General features: G+C 72.7%; 18 protein-coding genes, 1 tRNA gene and 1 pseudogene. 10 read left to right on the forward strand and 10 right to left on the reverse strand.

Going from position 1 to position 23,103, the window contains the following annotated elements; genetic code table 11:
* Nucleotides 1–2 precede the first annotated feature (2 nt).
* The 3 genes from J7I94_RS09470 to J7I94_RS09480 are packed head-to-tail and all read right to left on the reverse strand — an operon-like array spanning nt 3 to nt 5,811.
* Nucleotides 3–4,748, reverse strand: coding sequence for a putative T7SS-secreted protein (locus tag J7I94_RS09470; RefSeq protein ID WP_215166524.1), 4,746 nt, complete (start codon nt 4,746–4,748; stop codon nt 3–5).
* Nucleotides 4,748–5,347: a hypothetical protein gene (locus J7I94_RS09475; RefSeq protein ID WP_215166525.1), complete on the reverse strand. Its 600-nt coding sequence runs from the start codon at nt 5,345–5,347 to the stop codon at nt 4,748–4,750. The genes J7I94_RS09470 and J7I94_RS09475 overlap by 1 nt, the downstream gene beginning before the upstream one ends.
* On the reverse strand, nt 5,344–5,811 hold the full coding sequence (locus tag J7I94_RS09480; protein ID WP_215166526.1) for an SseB family protein: 468 nt from the start codon (nt 5,809–5,811) through the stop codon (nt 5,344–5,346). The genes J7I94_RS09475 and J7I94_RS09480 overlap by 4 nt, the downstream gene beginning before the upstream one ends.
* A 232-nt stretch (nt 5,812–6,043) precedes the next feature.
* Between J7I94_RS09480 and J7I94_RS09485 the strand changes: the two genes are divergently transcribed.
* The 3 genes from J7I94_RS09485 (at nt 6,044) to J7I94_RS09495 (ending at nt 8,235) form a co-directional block, all read left to right on the forward strand.
* A complete protein-coding gene (locus tag J7I94_RS09485) occupies nt 6,044–6,364 on the forward strand; it encodes a DUF6412 domain-containing protein (RefSeq protein WP_215166527.1) in 321 nt (106 codons plus the stop codon).
* Between the two features lie 156 nt (nt 6,365–6,520).
* Nucleotides 6,521–7,243 carry a YidC/Oxa1 family membrane protein insertase gene (locus tag J7I94_RS09490; protein WP_215166528.1) on the forward strand — a complete coding sequence of 241 codons (723 nt, stop codon included), beginning with the start codon at nt 6,521–6,523 and terminating at the stop codon, nt 7,241–7,243.
* A gap of 134 nt (nt 7,244–7,377) precedes the next feature.
* The gene (locus J7I94_RS09495; protein ID WP_215166529.1) at nt 7,378–8,235 is read left to right on the forward strand and encodes a fumarylacetoacetate hydrolase family protein; all 858 of its coding nucleotides are present in this window, start codon (nt 7,378–7,380) and stop codon (nt 8,233–8,235) included.
* 14 nt (nt 8,236–8,249) lie between these two features.
* Here J7I94_RS09495 and J7I94_RS09500 read toward each other — a convergent pair whose 3' ends face one another.
* From J7I94_RS09500 to J7I94_RS09510, 3 genes are all read right to left on the reverse strand, one after another.
* Nucleotides 8,250–9,125: an LLM class F420-dependent oxidoreductase gene (locus tag J7I94_RS09500; protein WP_215166530.1), complete on the reverse strand. Its 876-nt coding sequence runs from the start codon at nt 9,123–9,125 to the stop codon at nt 8,250–8,252.
* Nucleotides 9,126–9,231: 106 nt separating this feature from the next.
* On the reverse strand, nt 9,232–9,711 hold the full coding sequence (locus J7I94_RS09505) for a heme-degrading domain-containing protein (RefSeq protein ID WP_215166531.1): 480 nt from the start codon (nt 9,709–9,711) through the stop codon (nt 9,232–9,234).
* Nucleotides 9,708–10,778 carry a Gfo/Idh/MocA family oxidoreductase gene (locus tag J7I94_RS09510; RefSeq protein ID WP_215166532.1) on the reverse strand — a complete coding sequence of 357 codons (1,071 nt, stop codon included), beginning with the start codon at nt 10,776–10,778 and terminating at the stop codon, nt 9,708–9,710. The genes J7I94_RS09505 and J7I94_RS09510 overlap by 4 nt, the downstream gene beginning before the upstream one ends.
* Between J7I94_RS09510 and J7I94_RS09515 the strand changes: the two genes are divergently transcribed.
* Both J7I94_RS09515 and J7I94_RS09520 read left to right on the forward strand, forming a co-directional pair.
* Complete coding sequence (locus J7I94_RS09515; protein ID WP_215166533.1) at nt 10,777–11,949, forward strand: ROK family transcriptional regulator; 1,173 nt, start codon at nt 10,777–10,779, stop codon at nt 11,947–11,949. The genes J7I94_RS09510 and J7I94_RS09515 overlap by 2 nt on opposite strands.
* A 608-nt stretch (nt 11,950–12,557) precedes the next feature.
* Entirely contained in the window at nt 12,558–13,331 is a 774-nt protein-coding gene (locus tag J7I94_RS09520; protein ID WP_215166534.1) for a hypothetical protein, read from the forward strand.
* A gap of 16 nt (nt 13,332–13,347) precedes the next feature.
* On the opposite strand, the gene J7I94_RS09525 is transcribed toward J7I94_RS09520, so the two are convergent.
* On the reverse strand, nt 13,348–14,127 hold the full coding sequence (locus J7I94_RS09525; protein WP_215166535.1) for an HAD-IIA family hydrolase: 780 nt from the start codon (nt 14,125–14,127) through the stop codon (nt 13,348–13,350).
* Nucleotides 14,128–14,306: 179 nt separating this feature from the next.
* Between J7I94_RS09525 and J7I94_RS09530 the strand changes: the two genes are divergently transcribed.
* From J7I94_RS09530 to J7I94_RS09545, 4 genes are all read left to right on the forward strand, one after another.
* Nucleotides 14,307–14,903, forward strand: coding sequence for a hypothetical protein (locus J7I94_RS09530; protein WP_215166536.1), 597 nt, complete (start codon nt 14,307–14,309; stop codon nt 14,901–14,903).
* Between the two features lie 5 nt (nt 14,904–14,908).
* Complete coding sequence (locus J7I94_RS09535) at nt 14,909–15,637, forward strand: class F sortase (RefSeq protein ID WP_215166537.1); 729 nt, start codon at nt 14,909–14,911, stop codon at nt 15,635–15,637.
* A 70-nt stretch (nt 15,638–15,707) separates the two neighbouring features.
* The gene (locus J7I94_RS09540; protein WP_215166538.1) at nt 15,708–16,772 is read left to right on the forward strand and encodes a glycoside hydrolase family 6 protein; all 1,065 of its coding nucleotides are present in this window, start codon (nt 15,708–15,710) and stop codon (nt 16,770–16,772) included.
* A 142-nt stretch (nt 16,773–16,914) separates the two neighbouring features.
* A complete protein-coding gene (locus J7I94_RS09545) occupies nt 16,915–18,183 on the forward strand; it encodes a vanadium-dependent haloperoxidase (protein WP_215166539.1) in 1,269 nt (422 codons plus the stop codon).
* A 40-nt stretch (nt 18,184–18,223) separates the two neighbouring features.
* On the opposite strand, the gene J7I94_RS09550 is transcribed toward J7I94_RS09545, so the two are convergent.
* The 3 genes from J7I94_RS09550 to J7I94_RS09560 form a co-directional block, all read right to left on the reverse strand.
* On the reverse strand, nt 18,224–20,161 hold the full coding sequence (locus J7I94_RS09550) for a kelch motif-containing protein (protein WP_215166540.1): 1,938 nt from the start codon (nt 20,159–20,161) through the stop codon (nt 18,224–18,226).
* Nucleotides 20,158–22,167: a glycosyltransferase family 2 protein gene (locus J7I94_RS09555; protein ID WP_215166541.1), complete on the reverse strand. Its 2,010-nt coding sequence runs from the start codon at nt 22,165–22,167 to the stop codon at nt 20,158–20,160. Before J7I94_RS09555 ends, J7I94_RS09550 begins: the two co-directional genes overlap by 4 nt.
* 383 nt (nt 22,168–22,550) lie before the next feature.
* Nucleotides 22,551–22,624, reverse strand: a tRNA-Lys gene (locus J7I94_RS09560).
* A gap of 218 nt (nt 22,625–22,842) precedes the next feature.
* On the opposite strand from J7I94_RS09560, the pseudogene J7I94_RS09565 reads away from it, so the two are divergent.
* Nucleotides 22,843–23,103 (forward strand): annotated as a pseudogene (locus J7I94_RS09565) (hypothetical protein); the annotation flags it as partial.

Consider the following 23,103-nt stretch of genomic DNA (forward strand, 5'->3'; position numbering starts at 1 on the left):
TCTTACTCGCCGTAGAACAGGTGGTGATCGCCGCCGGGTTTGTTTATTTTCGCATACCTCTCCAATTTTCCATAGTCTCTGTTGTCCCAGCCAAAGTTGACCCATTCGCGAGTGCTGACGAATTTCGGCTTTCCCGCGTGGAAGTGGGGGCCGGCGGGATCGTGAGTGTGTTCCACTACCACGCGCGATCCCTGTGGCGTCTCATACTGACGAAAATTTCCCCAGTGCGAAGGTTCGCTTGAATAAATGAATCCCTCGATATGTTTCATTCTAATATCTCCCACGACCTGCCACTCCGCAAGTAGCTCAGCGTCAGGCCCGATGCCCGCCAGTTCATGCGCCGCTTTTTCTGCCTCGGCCCGCGACGAGAAAGGGTTGGTCCTTTCCCCGAGGGGTCCGTACGGTGCCAGTCCGAGGGGGTCGGTCCAGGTGTGGGGGTTGTGAACGTAGCTGGCTGGGTTGTCCGCAGGCGCCAGGCCCAGCGGGTCAGGCGTCAGATACCGAGCCGTCTCCGGATCGTAATGCCGGAAGTAGTTGTAATGAAGCCCGGTCTCCGGATCGAAATACTGTCCCGGAAATCGCAGTGGTGTGTACGCGGTGGCTGTGGGGTCCCAGGTTGTGGTGCCCCACAGGGTGGTGTGGGGGCGCCAGGCGATCGTGCCGGTGTCGTCGATCAGTTCCGTCGGCGTGCCGACCAAGTCCGTGACGATCGCGTAGAAGCGCCGGTCGATCTCCTCCTGAGAGGTGTCGGACGGGGTCCGGCGTTCCGTCTGGGTCAGTGGGCGCAGACCGTCGTGGTCCCAGGTGAGGGTTGTGGCCGGGGTGGGGGTGCCGGGATGGGTCGTGGTTTGTTCGGTGAGGGTCGTGCCGTCCCAGGTGAACGTCGTCCGTTCGGTGACCGTCGTGCCGTCAGGGGACAGGCGCTCTTTGGCTGTGCGGCGGCCCAACGGGTCGTACCCGTAGCGCCACGTCGTGCCGTCGGGGGTGGTGACGGAGGTGAGGCGGTCCTCGGCGTCCCAGGTGTAGCGCCAGGTGTCCGGCTTGCGGGAGAGGCGGGCCTTCTGGCGGAGGGTGACGCGGCCGGCGTCGTCGTGTTCGTAGCGGACCGTGCCCGCGCGGGTGATGCGGGTGCCGGTGTAGGTGCGGGGGCCGGTTGACTCCTGGCCGGGGAGGGAGGGCGGCCAGGTGGCGTGGGTCTGGTTGCCGGCCGTGTCGTAGGCGTAGGACTCCGTCCAGTTCGCGGCGTGGACGGCGGTGACGCGGCCGGTGGCGTCCAGGTCGAAGCGGCGGGTGCCGGAGAGGTGGTCGTCGATCGAGGTCAGGTTGCCGTCGGCGCGGTAGGTGTAGGCGCGGTGCTGGAGGAGGCGGTCGGCCGGGCCCGTGAGGTGCTGGGACGTGAGGCGGCCCAGCGGGTCGAAGGTCTGGGAGAGGGTCAGGGTGCCGTCGATGCGGCGGGTCAGCTCGCGGCCCGTGGGGTCGTGGGTGAAGGCGAGGGTGTGGGCGCCGGTGGTGAGGGTGGTGCGGTTGCCGGCCGCGTCGTAGGTCCAGGTGCTGGTCGCGCCGGTGGGGGTGGTGCGGCCGGTGCGGCGGCCCAGGGTGTCGTAGGTGTGGGTGAGGGTGCGGCCGTTGAGCGTTTCGGCCGTCACGCGGCCCGCCGCGTCTCGCTGCCAGGTCAGGGTCGCGTCCGGGTTCCTGGCGTGGGTCAGGGCGCCGGTCGCGTCGTACGCGTAGGTCGTGACCGTTCCGGCGGCGTCCTTGCTCGTCACGCGGCCCAGTACGTCCCGTTCGAAGCGGATGACCTGGCGAGCGGCGGTGGTCGTCGCGGTCAGCTGGCCCGCGGCGTCGTGCGCGTACGTCAGCGTGCGGTCGTCGAAGTCCGTCTCCGTGACGAGGCGTCCGGCGGGGTCGTAGGTGTAGGACCAGGTCAGGCCCTGGGGGTTGGTGACCTTGGTCAGGCGCAGTTCCGTGTCGTGGTCGAACTCGTAGCGGACGCCGTCGGGGCCGGTGCGGGCGGTGAGCAGGTCGAAGTGGGTGTATTCGAAGCGGGATACGGCGCCCAGCGCGTCGGTGTGGGTGGTGCAGTTGCCCTCGCCGTCGTAGGTCCAGGACTCCGTGGTGCCGTCCGGTGCGGTACGGCGGGACAGGCGGCCCTCGACGGTCCACTCCAGGCGGGTGGTGGCGCCCAGGGGGTCCGTGATGGTGGTCGGGCGGCCGAAGGCGTCGCGGGTGTAGTGGATCACGGCGCCCAGTGGGTCCGTGATCCGCAGCGGCAGGCCCGCCGGGTCGCAGTGGACGGTGGTCGTCGCGCCCGTCGCGTCCGTGATCGCGGACAGGTTGCCGAGGTCGTCGTAGGCGTAGCGGGTGGTGGTTCGGGTGGTGTGGTCCGTCAGGGCGGTGCGGTTGCCCCACTCGTCGAAGCGCTGGGTGACGTGGCTGCCGTCGGGGTTGGACATGGAGACCGGCAGGCCCTGGTCGTCGTAGCCGACGCTGGTGTAGCGGCCGTCGGGGCGGACGGCCATCAGCAGGCGGCCCGCCTCGTCGTAGGCGTAGCTCCGGGTGCGGCCGAGGGGGTCGGTGATGGTGACCGGGCGGTCCTCGCGGTCGTACGTCGTGCGGGTCGTCGCGCCGTCGGGGGCGGTCTCGGCCACCACCTGGAGGTCGCTGTTGACGTGGTAGCGGGTGCTGTGGCCCAGGGAGTCGGTCGCGGTGATCGTGCGCAGGCCGGTCGCCGGGTCGGGGTCGGCGTAGGTGAAGGTGTTGCGCAGGTGGCCGGCGTCGCCCGACTGGGAGGTGCAGCGGCCCTGGTCGTCGTAGACGTAGTGGTACGACGAGCCGTTCGTGTCGGTCCAGGTGGTGATGCGGCCGGAGGCGTCGTTGGTGAAGCGGAGGGGTCGGCCGGAGGAGTTCGTCACCGTCGCCAGGTGGCCGGCCTCGTCGTAGCCGAAGCGGACCAGTTCGACGGCGCCGCCGTCGGCGGTGGGGTCGGCCAGGTGCAGGGCGGTGACGCGGTCGCCGGCCGTGGTGAGGGTGAGGTGGTAGCCGGACGAGTGGGTGATCGCGGTGGGGGCGCCCTCGTCGTCGTACGCGAAGGCGATCCACTGGCCGCAGCGGTCGCTGATCTGTTCCAGCAGGGCGATGCCGTCGCCGTCGCCGCCCGGGGACGCGAAGTACCAGGTGCGGCCGGCGGCGGGGTCGGTGACGGTGTAGTCGCCGTGGGCGTCGACGGTCAGGGGGTAGCGGCCGCCCTGGAGGGGCAGGGTGGGGACGCCTGGGGCGGGGTGCGGGTAGGCCAGCAGGGCACCGTTGTCACGGACGAGTACGACACCCTCGGCGTCGATCTCCAGACGCTGGTCGGCGGTGGAGGTCCAGCTCGGGCCGAACCAGCGGCCCGCCCGGTAGGACGACTCGAACTGGCGGGAGAAGACCAGGGGGAACCTGGCGGGGAGCGTCACGTCGGTCTGGGGCAGGGCCATGCGGCCGGTGGCCATGTCGACCGGGTCGCCGAACCACTTGCACTTGTACTCCCGGGCGACGTCCTTGAGCGCCTGGCCGACGCTCTTGCGGGCGGCTCCGGTCGCCGCGCCCTTCGCGGCCCCGCGCGCCGCCCCGCGAGCGGCCCCGCGGGCCACGCCGCCCGCGCCCTTGCCGCCGATCAGGTTCGAGACGAGGACGCCTGCGGCTTCGCCCGGATCGCTGCGCCAGCCGCTGCCGAGGACGGCCGCGGGCAGGCGTTCGGGATGGGCGGCTGTGCCCACCAGGCCGGCCAGCAGCATGCTGGAGTTCTTCAGCCAGTCGCCGGGGTGGGTGATGTTGTAGGAGTCCAACGGGTTGACGGTGCGGGCGAGTTTGACCACGTCCGCGCCGCCCTTGAGGAGGCCGCCGATGACGTGGGCCTGGTTGAGCTGGGTGCCTACGAAGAGGTCCGCGGCGTCGGCGCCCAGCCGGCTGGTGAACTCCGGCTTCGGCGGCGCCGTCTCCAGGGCGGCGGCCACCCGGCGCTGGGCGTCGCGGGCGGCGTCGGTGCGCTGGCGGCGCGCCTCGGCCAGGATCTCCTCGGCCTCCCGCCGGCCCGCCGTCCCCGGATCGACGAAGGCGCCCGGCTCGGTGGGCCGCGCCCCCGGGTCGGCTCCCGCTGCGGCGGCCGCGTTGTACCGCTCGGCGGCCTGGTTGTACGCCGCCACCCGGGCGTTGTGCGCGTCCACCGCCCGCCGGCTGGTCTCCTGCGCGTCGCGGTAGGCGTCGATCGCCGCCTCCGCCTGCCGCTGCGCCCAGCGCACCGTGTCAGCGTACGCCTCCAGGGCGCCCGCCGCGCTCTCACAGGCGTCGGCGGCGGTCAGCCACTGCTTCGGGTGCAGGTCGAACTTCTGCCGGAAGGCGTCCGCGGCCTCGCCCTGCCACCCGTCGGTACCCAGCGAGCGCATCCCCTGGCCGACGGTCTCGAACGCCCTGGAGAAGTCGCGCAGGTGCCGGGCCCGCTCCTCCAGCGCCGGCGCGCTGCCGTGGACCAGTTCCTTCGGGTCCTCGCTCTCGCCCAGTTCGCGCTCGGCGACATCGCCGCCGAGCCGGTTGTGCACCCCCTCGCCGAAGTCGCGCACGCCTTCGGCCAGTCCGTCCGCGCCGACGGCGGCCAGACCGTCCGCGGCCTGGTCCGCACCCCAGTCGACGGCGCCGCCGACGCCCTCCTTGACGCCCTCGACGGCACTCTCCAGCCCGTCCCCGAGGCCGTTCACGACATCCCCCAGGCCCATCAGCGCTCAGCCTCCCCGGGCGACGCCTGGGACGGCCCGCCCCACTGCCAGTCCGTCCTCGGGTCGAACGGCGCGTCGGGGGTCACCGTCGAGGTCTCCACGTCCTGCTCGGCCTGCGCCCACGCCTGCCGGGCCGCCCGGTCCGCCTCCAGGACGGACTCCGCGCCGTAGTCCGGGTTCATGACGTGGGAGACGGAGTTGTCCTTCAGCGTCTGTGACCAGGACCGCTGCGCGACCTGCTCCTCGGTCAGGTACGGGTTGCCGGCGGCCGCCGTCCACAGCCCCTTGAGCGTGTTCGAGACGTACTGCTCCTGCTCGTGGTAGAGCCCGGCGGAGAGGTTCAGCCGCTGCGCGAACTCGTTGGCGTCCCGCACCAGCGAGCGCACTCCCCAGCCCCACCGCTCGCAGAAGTCGGCGAACACCTGGCACAGCGCGGCGTCGCCCACCTCCAGGTCCTTGAGCTCCAGGTCGTCGAAGCCGCGCCCCAGACCGGCCTCGATGTCGAAGCCCAGCTCCTTCAGCTCGGCCATCGCCAGGTCGATGCCCCGGGTGATCCGCTCCAGCGCCTCGGGATCGACCCGGTAACCGCCGCCGCTCACGCGTCCGTTCCTTCCGCGTCCGAGTCCGCGTCCGTGTCCGCGTCCGTGTCCGCGTCCGTGTCCGTGTCCGCGTCCGTGTCCAGCGCCGCCGCGTCCGGGACGACGCCCCGCACCGGGGGCAGCACCATGCCCGCCGGGCTGCCCGCGTCCAGGGCGATGCCCACCGGGGCGCCCGCCCGCGCCACCCACGGGACCACGTGATCCAGCAACCTCGCACCGTGCACCAGTACTTCGTCGAGCGCGGTCTCACCCCGCGCCCGGGCGAAGCGGTCCAGCGCCGTCGCGTCGGTGAAGGCGAAGAGCCAGCGGACGCCGCCCGCCTCGGCCGACAGCACCGAGCCGTCCACCACCGGCACCAGCACCTCGGTGCGCCGGAACTCACCCACCAGCGACCGGAGATCGCCCTGCCCGGTCGCCGCCAGGGCGGCCAGGCCTGATCGCAGCCGTGCGGCGTCGGTGCTCATGTCGGGCCCCCTGTCGTGCAGTTGATCGGTCATCGCGTGTGCGCACGAGCACGGTAGCCGTCGTACCTGAGTCCACCGAGGCGGCGCTCGGCGTCCGCGTTTCGGCCAGAGACGGCCTGCGGCCCCGTAGGCAACGGAACCGATCACCTCGGGGCCGCGTCTTCGGCGGCGGATGCGGTATAACCGGATGAGCGGAAGAAGAGTCGCACGGGTGAGCGGGGAGGGGGCGTCGATGGGCCGTAGTCGTACCGGCGCACGTTTCCGGGCCCTCGCCGTGCTGCTCCTCGCGGTGTTGGTGCAGTTCGCCCTGGTCGACGCCGGGGGGCTCTCCGTCACCGTCGCGCTGGCCGCCACCGCCGCGGTCGGTTCCGCGCTCAGCCTCTGCGCCCTCGCCGCCGCGCGCTGCGCGCCCGTCGTGCCGCCCACCCGGGTCCGTACGGCCATCCGCGACCGCGACCGGCGTACGGCCTTCCTGCCGCAACGCGATCCCGACGCCGCCGGCCGCCGCAGGCCCCGAGCACCCGGCCGCGCCCTCCCGGCGACCGCCGCGTAGGGCACACTTCCACCTCCCTGCTCACAGACCGCTCATCCGAGCGCCCCCTGAGCACCCGGTGCGCTTCTGCTCACCGTTTTCCGTGCCCCTACCCGGTCCGCCGGTCCCGCCGTTCCCCTCACCCGGCACGACGAGACCCCCGGAGGGCTCCTCACCATGTCCGTGTTCGCCGATCTGGTCGGCGGCCTCGCCGACCTGCTCCAGCCGCTGTTCGGCGCCGGCGCCGCTGCCGCCGCCATCGTCCTGTTCACCGCGCTCGTACGGCTCCTGCTCCATCCGCTGTCCCGGGCCGCCGCCCGCGGGCAGAAGGCCCGCACCGCACTTCAGCCGAAGATCGCCGAACTGCGCCGCACGTACGCCAAGCGCCCTGAGAAGTTGCAGCGGGCCGTACTCGACCTGCACGCCGAGGCGAAGGTGTCACCGCTGGCGGGCTGCCTGCCCGGCCTCGTGCAGCTGCCCGCCTTCTTCCTCCTCTACCACCTCTTCTCCAGCACCTCCCTCGGCGGACAGGCCAACCATCTGCTCGGCCACCAGCTGTTCGCCGCCCCGCTGGGCGGGAACTGGGGCGACGCGCTCGCGGGCGGCGGGCCGGCCGGCGGCGCCGGGCTCGTCTACGCGGGACTGTTCGCGCTCGTCACCGCCGTCGCCGCGGTCAGCTACCGGCTCACCCGGCGCACGATGGCCGGCCGGCCGGTGCTCCCCGCCGCCGGGCAGGAGCAGCCGCCGGGGGCGGGGGCCGTCACCGCGCTCACCAAGGCCATGCCGTTCATGTCCTTCCTCACCCTCGTCACCGTGGCCGTCGTCCCGCTCGCCGCCGCGCTCTACGTCGTCACCAGCACCACCTGGAGCGTCGTCGAACGGGCCGTCCTGTACCGGTGAGCCCCGGCAGGGTCTTGCGGAGCCGAACGTGACCTTGGAGGATCGACCAGTCCTCCGATGGATGGGCCGCCCGCCGCACCCGGGCGCCGCCCCGCCCCGTCGGACGGGCGGTCCGCGACCGAGGGAGAGAGAACATGAAGCTGCTGCGAGTCGGTACGGCCGGGGCGGAGCGGCCCGCGCTGCTCGACGCCGACGGCACCCTGCGCGACCTGTCGGGCGTGGTGCCGGACGTCGACGGGACGCTGCTCGCCGACGAGGCGGCGCTCGCCCGGGTCCGGGCCGCCGCCGACGCCGGCGACCTGCCCGTGCTCGACGGGACGGGGCTGCGGATCGGGCCGCCGCTGGGCCGCATCGGCAAGGTCGTGTGCATCGGGCTCAACTACCACGACCACGCCCGGGAGACCGGGGCCGAACCGCCCGCCGAACCCGTCGTCTTCTTCAAGGCGGCGGACACCGTGGTCGGGCCGTACGACACCGTGCTCGTACCGCGCGGGTCCGTGAAGACCGACTGGGAGGTGGAGCTGGCGGTCGTGATCGGGCGTACGGCCCGCTACCTGGAGTCGGCGGAGGAAGGGCTCGCCCGCGTCGCGGGGTACGCGGTCGCGCACGACGTCTCCGAGCGGGAGTTCCAGACCGAGCGCGGCGGGACCTGGGACAAGGGCAAGAACTGCGAGACGTTCAACCCGCTGGGGCCGTGGCTGGTGACGGCGGACGAGGTACCGGACCCGCAGGACCTGCGGCTGCGGCTGTGGGTCAACGGGGAGCTGAAGCAGGACGGGACGACCGCCGAGCAGATCTTCCCGGTGGCCGAGGTCGTGCGGTACGTCAGCCAGTTCATGACCCTGTACCCCGGTGACGTCATCAACACCGGGACACCGGCGGGGGTGGCCATGGGGCGGCCCGAACCCAAGCCGTACCTGCGGGCCGGGGACGTCGTGGAGCTGGAGATCGAAGGGCTCGGGCGGCAGCGGCAGGAACTGAAGGGCGCCTGAACAGGCGCCCCTCGTCACCGGAGCAGAGCGGCCAGGCGGCGCCAGCCCTCCCTCGGCAGGGACGTGGCCGGGCCGTCCTCCACCAGCTGGAGGGCGACGTGGTCGGCGCCCGCCTCGTGGAACTCCGCGATCCGGCGGCGGACCGTGTCGTCGCCGCCCCAGGCGAACACCGCGTCGATCAGACGGTCGCTGCCGCCGTCCGCGACATCCGCGTCGGTGAAACCGAGACGGAGGAAGTTGTTGGTGTAGTTGGGGAGCTGGAGGTAGCGGCCGAGGTAGCCGCGGGCCGTGGCACGGGCCCGCGCCGGGTCGGACTCCAGGACCACCTTGAACTCCGGGGCCAGCAGCGGGCCGTCGCCGAGGATCTCCCGGGCCTTCGCGGTGTGCTCGGGCGTGACCAGGTACGGGATCGCGCCCGCCGCCCGGTCCCGGGACAGCTCCAGCATCTTCGGGCCGAGCGCGGCCAGCAGCCGGCGGTGGTCCGGCACCCCGGCCCGGTCCAGCGCGTCGAGGTAGGCGACCATCGCCGAGTACGGACGCTCGTAGCCCTTCACCATCGGGCCGTGGCTGACGCCCAGGCCGAGCACGAAGCGGCCGGGGCGGGCCACCTCCAGCTCGGCGAAGCGGGCGGCGGCCTCGGACGCCTCGTGCTCCCAGATGCTCTGGATGCTGGTGCCGACGACGATCCGCGAGGTCGCCTCGATCAGCGGGACGGCGTGCTCGGCGAAGCTGTTGCCGCCCAGCCACAGGGCGCCGAAGCCCAGCTCCTCCAGTTCGGCCGAGGCCTCGGCGCGCGCGCCGCGCCCCTCGGCGTCCTCGGCGCGCAGGGCGGCGCTCCAGACGCCGTACCGTCCGACGGATTTCCTCAGGGCAGCCGCGGTGTCGCTCATCGGTTCCGGTCCCTCCGGTGGGGTGCGGTGACGATCACTCATCTACCGCGTGCCAACCGCTGCGAACCGGAGGTGATTCCCGGCGGACGGCCGGACGGGTGACCGGTCACCGCTCCAGGAACCGCTCCAGCGCCTCCACCACCAGCCGGTGGTCCTGGAGCTGCGGCAGCCCGGAGACCGTCACCGCGCCGACCACACCGACGCCCTCCACGGTGACCGGGAAGGAGCCGCCGTGCGCCGCGTAGGTGTCGGGGTCCAGCCGCGAGGACTCCTCGAACGTCGTGCCCTTGGCCCGGAACCGGGCGCCGACCAGGTACGACGCGTGGCCGTACCGCTCCACCACCCGGCGCTTGCGGGCGATCCAGGCGTCGTTGTCGGGCGTGGAGCCGGGCAGCGCGGCGTGGAAGAGCTGCTGTCCGGACCGGTGGATGTCGACGGCGACCGGCGCCTGGCGCTCACGGGCCAGCTCCACCAGGAGCGAACCCAGCGCCCACGCGTCGTCGTGGGTGAAGGAACGGAAGACCAGGCGGCGTTCCTGCGCCTCCAGCTCCGCCAGGCTCGGTGTCAGCTCGGGCTTCGTCGTCACAGCGCCACCACCGATCCGTCGCGGGCCGAACGCCGGGCCGCCTCCAGCACGTCCAGGGCGGCCGCCGCCTCCAGGGCGCCCACCGGGTCGGGCCCGCCCTTCAGCAGGGCCTCGGCCACCGCCGCGTAGTAGGCGGGGTAGTCACCCGGCAGGGACGGCACGGCCTGCCCGCCGCCGGTCATCGGGGACTCGCCGGAGCCCAGCCGGCCCCACAGCGACTCGTCCTCCTCGCCCCAGCCGGGCCCGGGCCGCTCGCCCGCGCGCAGCGCCGCCTCCTGCGGGTCCAGGCCGTACTTGACGTACCCGGCCCGCGAGCCCAGCACCCGGAAGCGGGGGCCGAGCTGGGCGGTGGTGGAGGAGACGTAGAGGTGGGAGCGGACCCCGTTCGCGTGGGTGAGCGCGAGGAACGTGTCGTCGTCGGCCTCCGCGCCCGCGCGCCGCACCAGCGACTCGGCGTACACCTGGGTGACCGGCCCGAAGAGCACCAGCGCCTGGTCGACGACATGGCTGCCGAGGTCGTACAGCAGACCTCCGATCTCTGCCGGGTCGCCGGACTCCCGCCAGCCGCCCTTGGGCTGGGGGCGCCAGCGTTCGAAACGGGACTCGAACCGCCATACGTCGCCCAGGGCGCCGTCGGCGAGGAGGCCCCGGAGGGTGAGGAAGTCGTTGTCCCAGCGGCGGTTCTGGAAGACCGAGAGCAGCAGGCCGCGCTCCTCGGCCAGCGACGCCAGCGCGCGTGCCTCGGCGGCGGTGCCCGCGAGGGGCTTGTCCACCACGACCGGCAGGCCGGCCTCCAGGGCCCGGGTGGCGAGCGGGACGTGCGTCTTGTTGGGGGAGGCGAGGACGACCAGGTCGAGTTCGCCGGCGCGTGCGAACAGTTCGTCCGGGGTGCCGGCGAGCCGCACGCCGGGGAACTCGGCGCGGGCCTGCCGCTGCCGCTCCGGGCTGGACGTGACCACCGTGTCCAGGGCGAGTCCCCCGGTGGCGGCGATCAGCGGGGCGTGGAAGACGGAGCCCGCGAGGCCGTAGCCGACGAGGCCGACGCGGAGGGGAGGAGTGCCAGTCATGCGTCCACTTTGGCAACCGTGTTGCCAAAGTGCAAGCAGCGGCGACAATGGCCGGGTGAACAGGACGAACGGCCCCGGACCCGAACCCGGCCCACCGGCCCCGCGCAGCCGCGGCACCGCCCTGGTGCTGGACCTGCTGCGCACGGCCGGGGCGGAGGGCATCAGCAGGCTGGAGCTGGCCGAGCGGACCGGGCTCACCCCGCAGGCGATCAGCAAGATCACCGCCCGGCTGCGGGCGGACGGCCTCGCCGCAGAGGCCGGGCACCGGGCGTCGACGGGCGGCAAGCCGCGCACGGTCCTGCGGCTGCTGCCGGAGGCCGGGCACGCGGTCGGCGTCCACCTGGACCGCGACGAACTGCGGGCCGTCCTGGTCGACCTGGCGGGCACGGTGGCGGGGGAGCGGCGGGCCCCGCTCGACCTGGGAGCGGGTTCCGAGGCCGTGCTGACGGAGGTGGCCCGCGAGGTGACCGACCTGGTCACGGACGTCCTCCGGGTGCCCGCTCCCCCCACCCTCCTCGGCGTCGGCGTCGCCCTCCCCGGCCCCCTGGACCACGCCCGGGGGGTGCTGCACCGGGTCACCGGATTCCCCGAGTGGGACGGCTTCCCGCTGCGGGACGCGCTGGCCGGGCGGCTCGGCGTGCCGGTCGTCGTCGACAAGGACACCAACGCGGCGGCGCTCGGCCTCGCGGTCGGCGGCGAGCGCGGCTCCTTCGCCTACCTGCACCTGGGGACCGGGCTCGGCGCGGGGCTGGTGTTCGACGGGACCGTGTACCGGGGGGCGCGGACGGGGGCGGGGGAGTTCGGGCACCAGGTGATCCAGCTCGACGGGCCGCCCTGTCCGTGCGGCGCCCGCGGCTGCGTCGAGGCACTGTGCCTGGCCGCCGTGGCCCGCGGCGACCTCGCCGAGGCGGCCCGCGTCCTGGGCGCGGGCGCCGCCAACCTGGCCGGGCTGCTCGACATCGACCTGGTCCTCCTCGGCGGCCGTACCGTCGCGGGCGCGCCGGACGCGTTCGTCGGCGGTGTCGGCGCGGTGCTGGACGCCCGCGCCCGGCGCGAGGGCGGGCAGGAGACCGCCGTGCCGGTACGGGCCGCGCCCGGCGGGGCACGCGCGATCGCGGAGGGCGCGGCCCACCTCGTACTGTCGCCGCTGTTCGGCCGGGGGGACGCGTGAGATCCGACGCCGGGGGCGGGCGGACCGGGGTCGGGAGCGGGTGGCGTCCGGACCCGTGATGCCGACGCCGCCGACCGCCGGGCGTACGACGCGGGCCACGTGACGCCGGACGGGCCACGCCTCGTCGCGGACGGCCGACCGCTGCCGCGTGACGCCGGGTGTCCGGTCCCGCGACGTGATGCCGGGCGCGTGATGTACGACGCGGGCCAGGTGGCGCCGGACGCGATGCCGGGCGTCCGTCATCCCATTGGCCGAGCGCCGGGCGCCGGGCGCGTGATGTACGACGCGGGCCAGGTGGCGCCGGACGCGATGCCGAGCGTCCGTCATCCCACCGGCCGGACGCCGGGCGCCGGGCGCCGGGCGCGTGACGTACGACGCGGGCCAGGTGGCGCCGGACGCGATGCCGAGCGTCCGTCATCCCACCGGCCGGACGCCGGACGCATGACGCCGCACGCGGGCCACGTGGCGCCGGACGCGCCGCGGAGCGGCCGGCACTCCACCGCCGGACGGCCCCCGCTGCGCCGGTCGGCGGCGCGGGGTACGCCCGTTCGGAGTGGGCGACGGAGTGGCACCCCCCATCCGTACGCGTGCGGAACGCTCATGTGTTCATGCGACTGTGTGCACCCGTGTCACCCTGCCTGGTGGCGGCAGCCGCCCTCCTCGCCGGCCCGGCCACCGCGCCGGCCCTGGCGTCCGCCGCCCCGGCCCGGGGCCCCGCCCCCCTCCCGGCCTGCGTCGCCCCCGACGACCACACCTTCCCGCTGACCACCCGCGTCCACGGCGGCCCCGGCGACTACGAGGCCGGCGGCGGCCCCGGCACCTGGTACCTGGACCTGACCAACACCACCGACCGCACCTGCGCGGGCATCCACCCCGTGGTCGTCCTCGTCGACGAACAGCGCGTGATGAAACCCACCCAGCCCCGCATGGAGTTCCACGACGGCGACGGCCGCCCGCACGCCGTCCGCTTCGAGGCGACCGACGCGGACGAACTGGTCGGCGTCCTCGCCGCCGACGCCGACGGCTTCCCCGGCTTCACCGTCGAAGCCGGGCGCACGCTCACCGTGCGGATCCGGCTCGCGCTCACCCCGGACACCGCGCCCGGCCAGGTCACCGCCAACGCCGCCGTCGTCCAGCGCCGCGAGGGCGACGGCGACTGGATCGGCCAGTCGAACGACTACCGCTTCCGCGTCACGCCCGGCGGCGCCCGGAGCGATACCGGCGGAACCGGCACCGAGAGCCCGGCCCCCTCCGGCCGCCTGCCGTTCGCCGACGAACTCGCCGGTACGGGACTGGGCCGGACCTACGCCGTACTGGCGGCCGCCGCACTGCTGGCCGCCGCCGGCGCCACCGCCGTCGCGCTGGCCCGCCGACGCCGCTGAGCCCCGGACGAGGACGTCAGACGAGATCCACCAGGTCCGCGATCGAGTCCACGATCTTCGTGGGCCGGTACGGGTACTGGTGGATGTCGGCCGTGGTCGTCAGCCCCGTCAGGACGAGGAAGGTCTCCATCCCGGCCTCCAGACCGGCCAGTACGTCGGTGTCCATCCGGTCACCGATCATGGCGCTGGACTCGGAGTGCGCGCCGATGACGTTCAGCCCGGTGCGCATCATCAGCGGGTTCGGCTTGCCGATGAAGTACGGGTCCTTCCCCGTGGCCTTGGTGATCAGCGCCGCCACCGAGCCCGTCGCGGGCAGCGCGCCCTCCGGGGACGGCCCGGTGTTGTCGGGGTTGGTCGCGATGAACCGGGCGCCGGCGTTGATCAGACGGATCGCCTTGGTCAGCGCCTCGAAGGAGTACGTCCGGGTCTCGCCCAGCACCACGAAGTCGGGGTCGGTGTCCGTCATCACGTACCCCGCCTCGTGCAGGGCGGTGGTCAGGCCGGCCTCGCCGATGACATAGGCGGTGCCGCCGGGGTGCTGCGTGTCCAGGAACTTCGCCGTGGCCAGCGCGGAGGTCCAGATGTTCTCGACCGGCACCTCCAGGCCGATCCGGTTCAGCCGGGCGTGCAGGTCGCGGGCGGTGTAGATCGAGTTGTTGGTGAGGACCAGGAACGGCCGCCCGGAGTCCCGCAGCTTCTTGATGAAGGCGTCGGCGCCGGGCACCGGCACGCCCTCGTGCATCAGCACCCCGTCCATGTCGGTGAGCCACGATTCGATGGGCTTGCGCTCTGTCATGGGGGCGGACTCCTGCCGTGCGTGGACCGGGGACGGACCTGGGGACGGGCCTGTGGACGACCATGCTAAGCACCAAACCCGTCGTGGCCCGTCGTCCCCCGTTCGGAGCAGCCCCGCGCCCGCACCGGATGCGGCTGCCCGGCGCCCGGGGGAGTCTCCAAGGTGACTGGAGGTGCACGATGGGCTCACTGAAAGCCACCCTCTGTGCCGGGACCGCGCTGCTCGCCGCGCTCGTCCCGGCGACGGCGTACGCGCAGAACACCGGCCGGGTGTCGGTGACCCCCGCGCACCCCGCCCCCGGCACGGACGTCACCCTCCGCGTGCCCGGCTGCGCCGAGAGGTCCGCGGTGGCCGCCTCGGCGGCCTTCGAGTCCGCCGTACGGCTCTCCCTGACCAGCAGCGACGGCGCGCTGGTCGGCGCCGCCCGGATCCGCGCCTCGGCCACGGCCGGCGCCCACGAGGTCGAGGTCCGCTGCGGCTCCCAGCGGCGCGAGGGCCGCCTCACCGTCACCGAGCGCCCCCGGCGGCCGGAGAGCGGACGCTCCGAGGCCCCGGCGGCCCCCGTCCACGCCTCGCCCGTCGCCCCCGTCGACGCGGGCGGCGGCGCCGCGCACCGCCTGGCCGCCACCGGCGCCGGGAACGGCCGCGCCCCCCAGGGCGAGAGCCGCCCGGCCGGACCCGGCACGGCCCACGCCGTCACCGGCCTGGTGCTGGCCGGCGTCGCCGCCGTGGCCGTCGCGCTGCGCAGCGCCCGCCGGAGCCGCGGAACGGACTGACCGACATGTCCGACCGGAATCACGACCGACAACACAGCCGGGACCACGACCGCCCCACCACCCCCACCCGCCTCGTGACCGGCATCGCCTGGACGGTGCTGCTCCTCGGCCTGTGGCTGTGGGGCCGCGACGCCACCGACGGCATATCCGGGCCGGCCACCGGCGACATGGCGGCGGCCGGCCGACCCCCGTACCTCTCCCTCCCGCCCGCCCACCACCCGCTGGTGGGCGACGCCGAGCCGCAGCGCCTCGACATACCCCGCCTCGGCATCCGGGCCCCGGTGACCGAGCGCGGCCTCGATGCCCAGGGCGCCCTGGAACCACCGCCGTTCACCAGCCCCGGCACGGTCGGCTGGTGGGCGGCCGGCACCACCCCGGGTGCGGCCGGCACCGCCCTGATGGTGGGCCACGTCGACACCGAGACCCGCCCCGCCGTCTTCTACCGGCTCAGCACCCTCGAACCCGGGGACACGATCAGGGTCCTGCGCGACCAGGACGGCCGGACCGCCGAGTTCACCGTGGACGACGTACAGGTCCTCCCCCGCGACGGCTTCGACGCCCGGCAGGCATACGGCCCCCGCCGCTCCGGACGGGCCGAGCTGCGGCTGATCACCTGCGGCGGCTCCTTCGACCGGGTCAGCAACACCTACACGGCGAACGTGGTCGTCTCGGCCTACCTCACCGGCACCGGCACCGGCACAGACACCGGCACAGGCACAGGCACCGGCACCTGACGGACACCTCGTGGGCGCCACTCCCGTATGTCAGGATTGACCCCTGGAACAGTGCACCCAGGGGGGTTGGATGTACGGCAGCAGGGGGGCCGGCGGTTTCGCCGGGACTTCCGCGGCGACACGCGTGTCCGCGGCGGTGCTGGGGGCGGCACTGCTGATCGCGGGATGTTCGTCGGGCGACGACGGGAAGGACGCCGACCAGGGCAAGGGCCAGGGCAAGGACGCCGGCGCCGGCATCACGCAACAGCCCAAGGAGACCGACCCGTTCTGGGTCAACCCGGACAGCACCGCGGCCCGGCAGCTCGCCGCCCTGGAGAAGGCCGGCAAGGACGCGGAGGCCGCGCAGGTCCGGAAGATCGCCGAGCAGCCCGTCGGCGAGTGGATCAGCCCGGAGAACCCCGAGGAACAGGCCCGCGGCTTCACCGAGGCCGCCGACGAGGCCGGCCGCACCGCGCTGCTCGTCCTCTACAACATCCCGCACCGCGACTGCGGCCAGTACTCCCAGGGCGGCGCCGCCGACGGCGACTCCTACCGCGCCTTCATCGACGCCGTGGCCCAGGGCATCGGCGACCGCTCGGCCACCGTGATACTCGAACCGGACGCGGTCCTGCACCTGGTCGACGGCTGCACCCCCGAGGAGTTCCACGAGGAACGCTACGACCTGCTGGGCGGCGCCGTCGACCAGCTCAAGGCGCTGAAGAACACCAAGGTCTACCTGGACGCGGGCAACGCGGGCTGGGGCAACCCCGACCAGATCCACGAGCCGCTGAAGTGGGCGGGCGTCGACCGGGCGGACGGCTTCGCGGTCAACGTCTCCAACTTCTACTCCACCGAGGACTCCATCGCCTACGGCAAGCAGCTCTCCGCCAAGGTCGGCGGCAAGCACTTCGTCATCGACACCAGCCGCAACGGCAACGGCCCCTACACCGGCGGCGACGAGGCGGAACGCTGGTGCAACCCGCCGGGCCGCGCCCTCGGCGAGACCCCGACGACCCGCACCGACGACCCGCTGGTCGACGCCTACCTGTGGGTCAAGCGGCCGGGGGAGTCCGACGGCGAGTGCAAGGGCGGCCCGAAGGCCGGGCAGTGGTGGGAGGAGTACGCCCTGGAACTGACCCGGGGCGCGAGCGGCTGACCCCCGGACGCCCCCACCGGTCGGGCGGGTGGTGCCGCCGCCCGGATGGCCGGTTCCGCCCGCCGCGACGTTTGTCCTCTTCCCCCGGCCGTCATACCTGTCGATGACCACGTCGACGGACGGCGGACGGAAGAGAGCTGCGGTGCGTATCGGAAAGAAGGCGGGCAGACGCGGGGCGGTGGCGACGGCGGCGCTGCTGCTGATCGGGGTGGCGGCCGGACGGCCCGCCGAGGCGGACACCGCGGCCCCGCCGCCGTCGGTGATCGCCCAGTGGGCGCAGCGGGTGTCGGAGACCGTGGACCCCACGGGAGAACTGATCGACCCCGAGGAAGCGGTGTGGCACGCGTACGTCTCGCTGGCCATGTACAACGCGGTGGTGGGCATCGAGGGGCGGTACGTCCCCTACCGCTGGCGCGGGGCGCGGGCCGCGCGCGGGGCGTCGGCCGAAGCGGCCGCCGCGACGGCGGCCTACCAGGTGCTGCGGGCCGGATTCCCACAGGCCGGGGCCACCCTGGAGAAGGCGTGGCAGGCGTCCTTGGCGAAGGTCCCGGACGGCCCCGGTGAGAAGGCGGGCGTGGCGTTCGGACAGCGGTCGGCGCGGCACATCATGGCGCTGCGCGCGGACGACGGACGCGGCGCCTCCGTGCCGTTCACACCCCCGCCCGCGCCCGGGGTGTGGCGGCCGACGCCGCCCGCCCACCAGGACTTCACGTCGGCGTGGATCGGCCGGCTGCGCCCGTTCCTGCTGGACGAGCCCGGCCAGTTCCGCCCCGGACCGCCTCCTCGGCTGACCTCGGCCCGGTACGCGCGGGACCTGGCGGAGGTGAAGGCGTACGGTGCGAAGACCGGCTCGCGCCGCAGCGCCTGGCAGACGGAGACGGCGCGGTTCGTGGCCCGGGTGGAGGTCCAGTACCCCCTGGGCGACCACGCCGCGCGGCACGGTTTCGACATCGTCGAGACGGCCCGTCTGTACGCCGCCGTGAACACCGTCATCATGGACGCCACGATCGCCGCCTGGGACGCCAAGCTCCACTACGGCACCTGGCGGCCGGTCACCGCCATCCGCGAGGCGGACACCGACGGCAACCCCGCGACCCGGGCCGACCCGACGTGGGAGCCCCTGCTCATCACGCCCGCGCACCCCGACTACCTCAGCGGCCACGCCACCTGGGGAGCAGCGTGGATGCGCACGCTGGAGAAGCTGCTGGGCACCTCCCGCGTCGACCTCGAGATGCGCGCGGCCGACACGGGCGCCATCCGGCACTACGAGTACGCCGAGGACTACGTCCGCGACGTCGTCGACGCCCGGGTGTGGGCCGGCATCCACACCAGGACCGCGGACGTCGCCGGCGCCGTCACCGGCGAGCGGGTGGCGTCATGGGCCATGAAACGGTACTTCTGGCACACCTAGGGCCTGGGGCGCTCGGCGCCGCCCCAGGCGTCACAAGACGTCACGGCACCTGAACCCACTGCGCCTTGCTCGGCACCCCGTCCCCGTCGGTCACGAACATCATGTACCAGCCGGACTGCACGAGGTTCTTGTTCTCCGGCACGGTCACCGTCACCTTGTCCCCGGAGACCTCGTAGTCCAGCGCGATGGACCGCTGGTCCACGTCCGTGACGTGTGTCGACGCGCTCGGCCGGATCAGCCGCACCTTCTTGACGGAGGCCGCCGCCTTCGAGGTGAACGTCCCCGACTCGCCCCGCTCGATGGTCTGCGGCCCGCCCGCGAGGTCGGGCCGCTCCCCGCCGTACAGGTACGGCGGCGTGTAGATCTCGATGCGCTGCTCGAACTTGCCCGGCTTGGTGTTGGCCTTGTCGCCGTAGAGCGAGTCCGACCCGAAGAACATCACCCGCCCGTCGGGCAGCAGGATCGAACCGGAGTGGTAGTTGCGCCCCACCAGCGGATCGGCGACCCGCTCGAAGGTGTTGCTCTCGGTGTCGTAGAGCCGCGCCTGGAGGATGTTGGAGTCGCTGCGCCCCCGGTAGTCCTCCGAACCGCCGGACACCAGCACGCTGTCGTCGGGCAGCACCGACGCCTGCGGGTACCGCGTCCCCTTCTCCAGCGAGGGCCCGTCCACGAACTTCGGACTGTCGGCCTTCAGGTCGACGATCCGCGTCTTCTCGCTCGACAGCCTGGACTCGCCGACCCCGCCGCCGCCGATCACCATGTACTTCTCGTCCTGCGCGGGCGGCAGCAGCACCGTGCCGGACGTCTCCATCATGTTCGCGTCGCTCAGCCCGGGGATCTCGTCGAACTCGTTGGTCTCCACGTCCCAGACGCCCGGCTCACGCCCGACGTCGTCGGGCCCGTACCCCGCGTTCGAACCCGAGTAGAACACCTTGCCGTTCTGCATCAGGAACAGCGCCGGGTACGTCGGGAACTGACGGGTCTTGTCGGTGTAGGTCCACTTCTTGGTGTCCGGGTCATAGATCTCGTTCTTGCCCGGGACGAGCTGGCCGATGTCGTCGAGGCCGGAGACGCTGAGGATCCTGCCGTCGCTCAGCGTGGTGAGCGTCGGGTACCAGCGGGCCTCGTGCATCGGGTCGACCTTGATGTACTTCTCTGCGACCGGGTCGAACTCGTAGGCGTCCCGGATGCCCTGGAAGTCCTTCTTGTCGAGGGCGAGCTTCTCGGCGATGCCGTACGTGTTGCGCGCGTCCGCCCCGGACAGCCCCTGCACCGTGTAGTTGTCCTGCGTCCCCGTCTCGTACTTCGAGCCGCTCTCCCGCGCCTCGACGTAGATCCGGCCGAGCCCCGGGTCGTTGCGCAGGAACTCGCCGGTCGCCTCGTCGAAGACCTTCTCGGCGCGCGGCACCAGCACCGGGTCCTTGGAGACGAAGGTCTTGCCGTTCTCCTTGCCGGTGAACCTGGTGCCGGCGGGCAGCGTGATCGGCTTGTCCGGGTTCTCGTTGTGCACCACCATCAGGCCGCCGGCCTTGGTGACGTCGCCCTTCAGCTTCTCGTACCGCTTGGTGCCGCCCGCGATCAGCAGATTGCCGTTGGCGAGCTGGGTGTGGCCGGTGCAGAACAGGTCGGTCGGGGTCGGCACCTTCTTGATCGTGCCCTTGACGGGGTCCCAGATCCGGGTGTCGAACTTCTTCGCGTCGAAGTTGTCCGCGTTGTTGCCCGACCCGGCGACGAGCAGCACCTTGCCGGTGCGCAGCAGCGCCGCGTGAATGGTGTTCTGCTTGTACTCGTCGGGGAAGTCGATGATCTCCCAGCGGCCGTTGGCGGCCTTGTACTCCGGCTGGTTGATCTTGTACTGGTGGTATTTCTCGGTGCCGAAGCGGTACAGCCACGGCCCGTTCATCCCGGCCAGCGCGAGTACCACCACCGTGCCTATCGCGAGTCGACGGGCCCGACGGCGGCCGGCCTGGTGCTTCATTCCTTACGTCCCCCAAGTCCGCCCAGGGCGATCTGCATGGTCTGGTCGTCGCCCCCGCCGGAGGCGGCCCACGTGGGGCGCTGCTGCGGGGCGTGCGGCCCCGGGTGCTGCGCCGGCGCCTGCGGCTCGGGCGCGGGAGCCGGCACCGGTGCCGACGGCCGGGGCTCGGCCGCGACGGGCGCCGCGACGGGCTCCTCCGGCGCGACGGAGCGCTTCGCCTTCCGCATCTGGTACCGCCACGCGAACATCGGCGACGCGGTGATCAGCAGCGCGAACGTCGCCCAGGTGATCATCGCGGGGTGCGCGTGGCCGTACACGAACCCGGCGGCCATCGAGGCGGCGAAGATCAGGATGAAGTACCAGTGGTAGCGGAAGGTGCCGAACCAGGTGTCCGGGCTGGCCGAGTCGCCCTTCGGGGTCACCACGAACTTGCTCTTGCGGCGCAGCACGGAGTCGATCAGCGCCTTGGCGTACAGCGGTGCCGACAGCGCCGACATCACCATGCCCGCGACACCGCCGGAGCCCTCGGGCTCGTGCGGGGAGATGTTGTGGCGGCGGTTCCAGACGTACAGGCCGATCTGGAGCGCGGAGGCGTTGCCGTAGAGCATCAGCCAGACCGCCGGGTCGATGTTGACGCCCGATGCGCCCAGGCCCAGGAACAGGGCGCAGCTCAGCGCCGCGAGTATCCAGTTCATGGCCGACATCGGATAGAAGATGATCATCATCGTGTAGTTGAAGAGCTTGCTCGGCGGCAGCGAGTACCAGCCCTTCCAGTACTGCTTGAGGATCGTCTCGTACGTCCCGCGCGACCAGCGCATCTGCTGGGTGAAGAAGTCCGTCCAGGCGTTGGGGCCCTCGCCGACCGCGAGCACGTCGGGGGTGTAGACCGAGCGCCACTTCCGGCCCGTCGCGGGGTTGCGGTGCCGGTGGATCTCGAAGCCGGTCGCCATGTCCTCGGTGATCGAGTCGTACAGGCCGCCGATCTGCTTGAGCGCCTTGATGCGCACCGCGTTGGAGGTGCCCACGAACATGGGGGAGCCGTAGCGGTTGCCGGCCCGCTGGATCAGCGCGTGGAAGAGGAACTGCTGCGACTCGGCGGCCTTGGTGACCGGGTTGTCGTAGTTGCCGTACACCTGGGGGCCGATGACGAAGCCGACGTCCGGATCGCGGAAGTAGCCGAGCATCCGCTCCAGGTAGTTCGGCAGCGGTACGTGGTCGGTGTCGACGGAGGCGAAGTAGTCGTAGTCGTCGCCGTGCGCGTCCAGCCAGGCGTTGTAGTTGCCGTGCTTGGTCTTGGCGCGGTGCGGGCCCTTGGCCTGGTTCCACTTGGCGACGCCCTTGCGGGAGAAGTGGTGCACGCCCAGGCGCGCGCAGACCTCCTTCACCTCCGGGTCGTCGCCCTCGTCGAGCAGCCAGACGTGCATCACGCCCCGGTGGCGGATCTTGACGGCCGCCTCCAGGGTCTTGGTCACCATCTCCAGCGGCTCCTTGCCGGGCACGAAGGAGGTGAGGAAGGCGACCCGGGTGCCGGACTCGGGCACCACCGGGACCGGGTCGCGGGCGACCAGGGTGGCGTGCGCGTTGGACAGCACGTTCAGGCAGCGGAACAGCTCGATCAGGCCGATCGAGACGAGCATCACGACGTCGAGCGCGGGCAGCCAGTCGAACGCCGGGTAGTCCCGCTCGGTCCAGTGTTCGGGCTGGAGCAGCCAGACCAGCAGCACCACCGACAGCAGCGGCGCCGCGGCCAGCATCAGCGCGACGCGGATGCGGTGCGGTTCCTGCGACAGCAGCGAGCGGTAGCGGACCTTGTAGGGCCGGTCCGGATCCTCGGGCTGGGTGAGGGGGCCGGCCAGCCGGCTGTAGTGCTCGTAGTCGTAGCGCGGCAGCGTCTTCTTTATCCGACGGAACGTGCCCGTGGTGGACATCCGGAGTGAGTCCACTCTCAGCTGGGTGGTCTCGGACGGATCGAAGTCCGGTCCGGCGCCCGGCGGCGTCGACGTCATGAGTCATCCCCCCACACGCAGGTCACGCGTGTTTCGTCGCGTACAGCGCCCGGTGCCGGTTCCCCTGGACCGTCACAGGCGTAACAGTGGTGGATCGCCGTCACCACATCGTCCACACCTTATAGACATGGAACGGCGTCCTTCCGGTTGCATGATGCCCCCTCGGCATCCGGGCCTCCTGCGGGCCCCTCACCCCGCAGTACCGCCAACCGGCTCCGTACCCCCTCGACCGACCAGGGTTCTACGCCGTTCGGCATGATCGCAAGACGGGAAACGAGGTGTTTACCGGCCATACGCGTCGATTGTGGCGTCTGTGGAGATCGCGTGGAGGGCCCGGAAACACCGAAGGCCCCTCGTTCACACGAGAGGCCTTCGACTGTCGGTGCGCCGCCAGGGACTCGAACCCCGGACCCGCTGATTAAGAGTCAGCTGCTCTAACCAACTGAGCTAGCGGCGCCTGCTGACTTCAACAACTTTACCCGACCCCGGAGGGTGCTCCCGACCACCTCCCGACCACCTCCCGACCACCTCCCGGCCGCCGGGCGCCGCGCAGGGGGCGCGCAGGGATGTCCGTACATCATTCGGACCGTCAACATGCGCGCCTCGCTGACCGTTGCGAAACTGACGCACGTGTACCGCAGCGGACATTTCCGGCCGGAGTGTGAGGGAGATCGCATGGAGACGCCGGTATTCGAGGAGATCGACCCGGCGAGCGACTGTGACTGCCCTGGCTGTCATCGCGGGCGCGGGGCCCTGCCGCTCTCCACCGCCGCCCCCGCCCGTCCGGCCGGCCGGCGTGCCCTCGTGGTGGCGGCCACCGCCTCCGCCGCGTTCGCCGCGGCGGCCTTCCCGGCGGCTGCCCACGCCCCGCAGCGTCCCGGCGCTCCGGCGGACGACACGCCCGCCGCCGCGGACCCGTCCGCCACGCCGTATCCG

Origin of the sequence: Streptomyces sp. ISL-12, assembly GCF_018614415.1 — a bacterium.
Classification (GTDB): domain Bacteria; phylum Actinomycetota; class Actinomycetes; order Streptomycetales; family Streptomycetaceae; genus Streptomyces.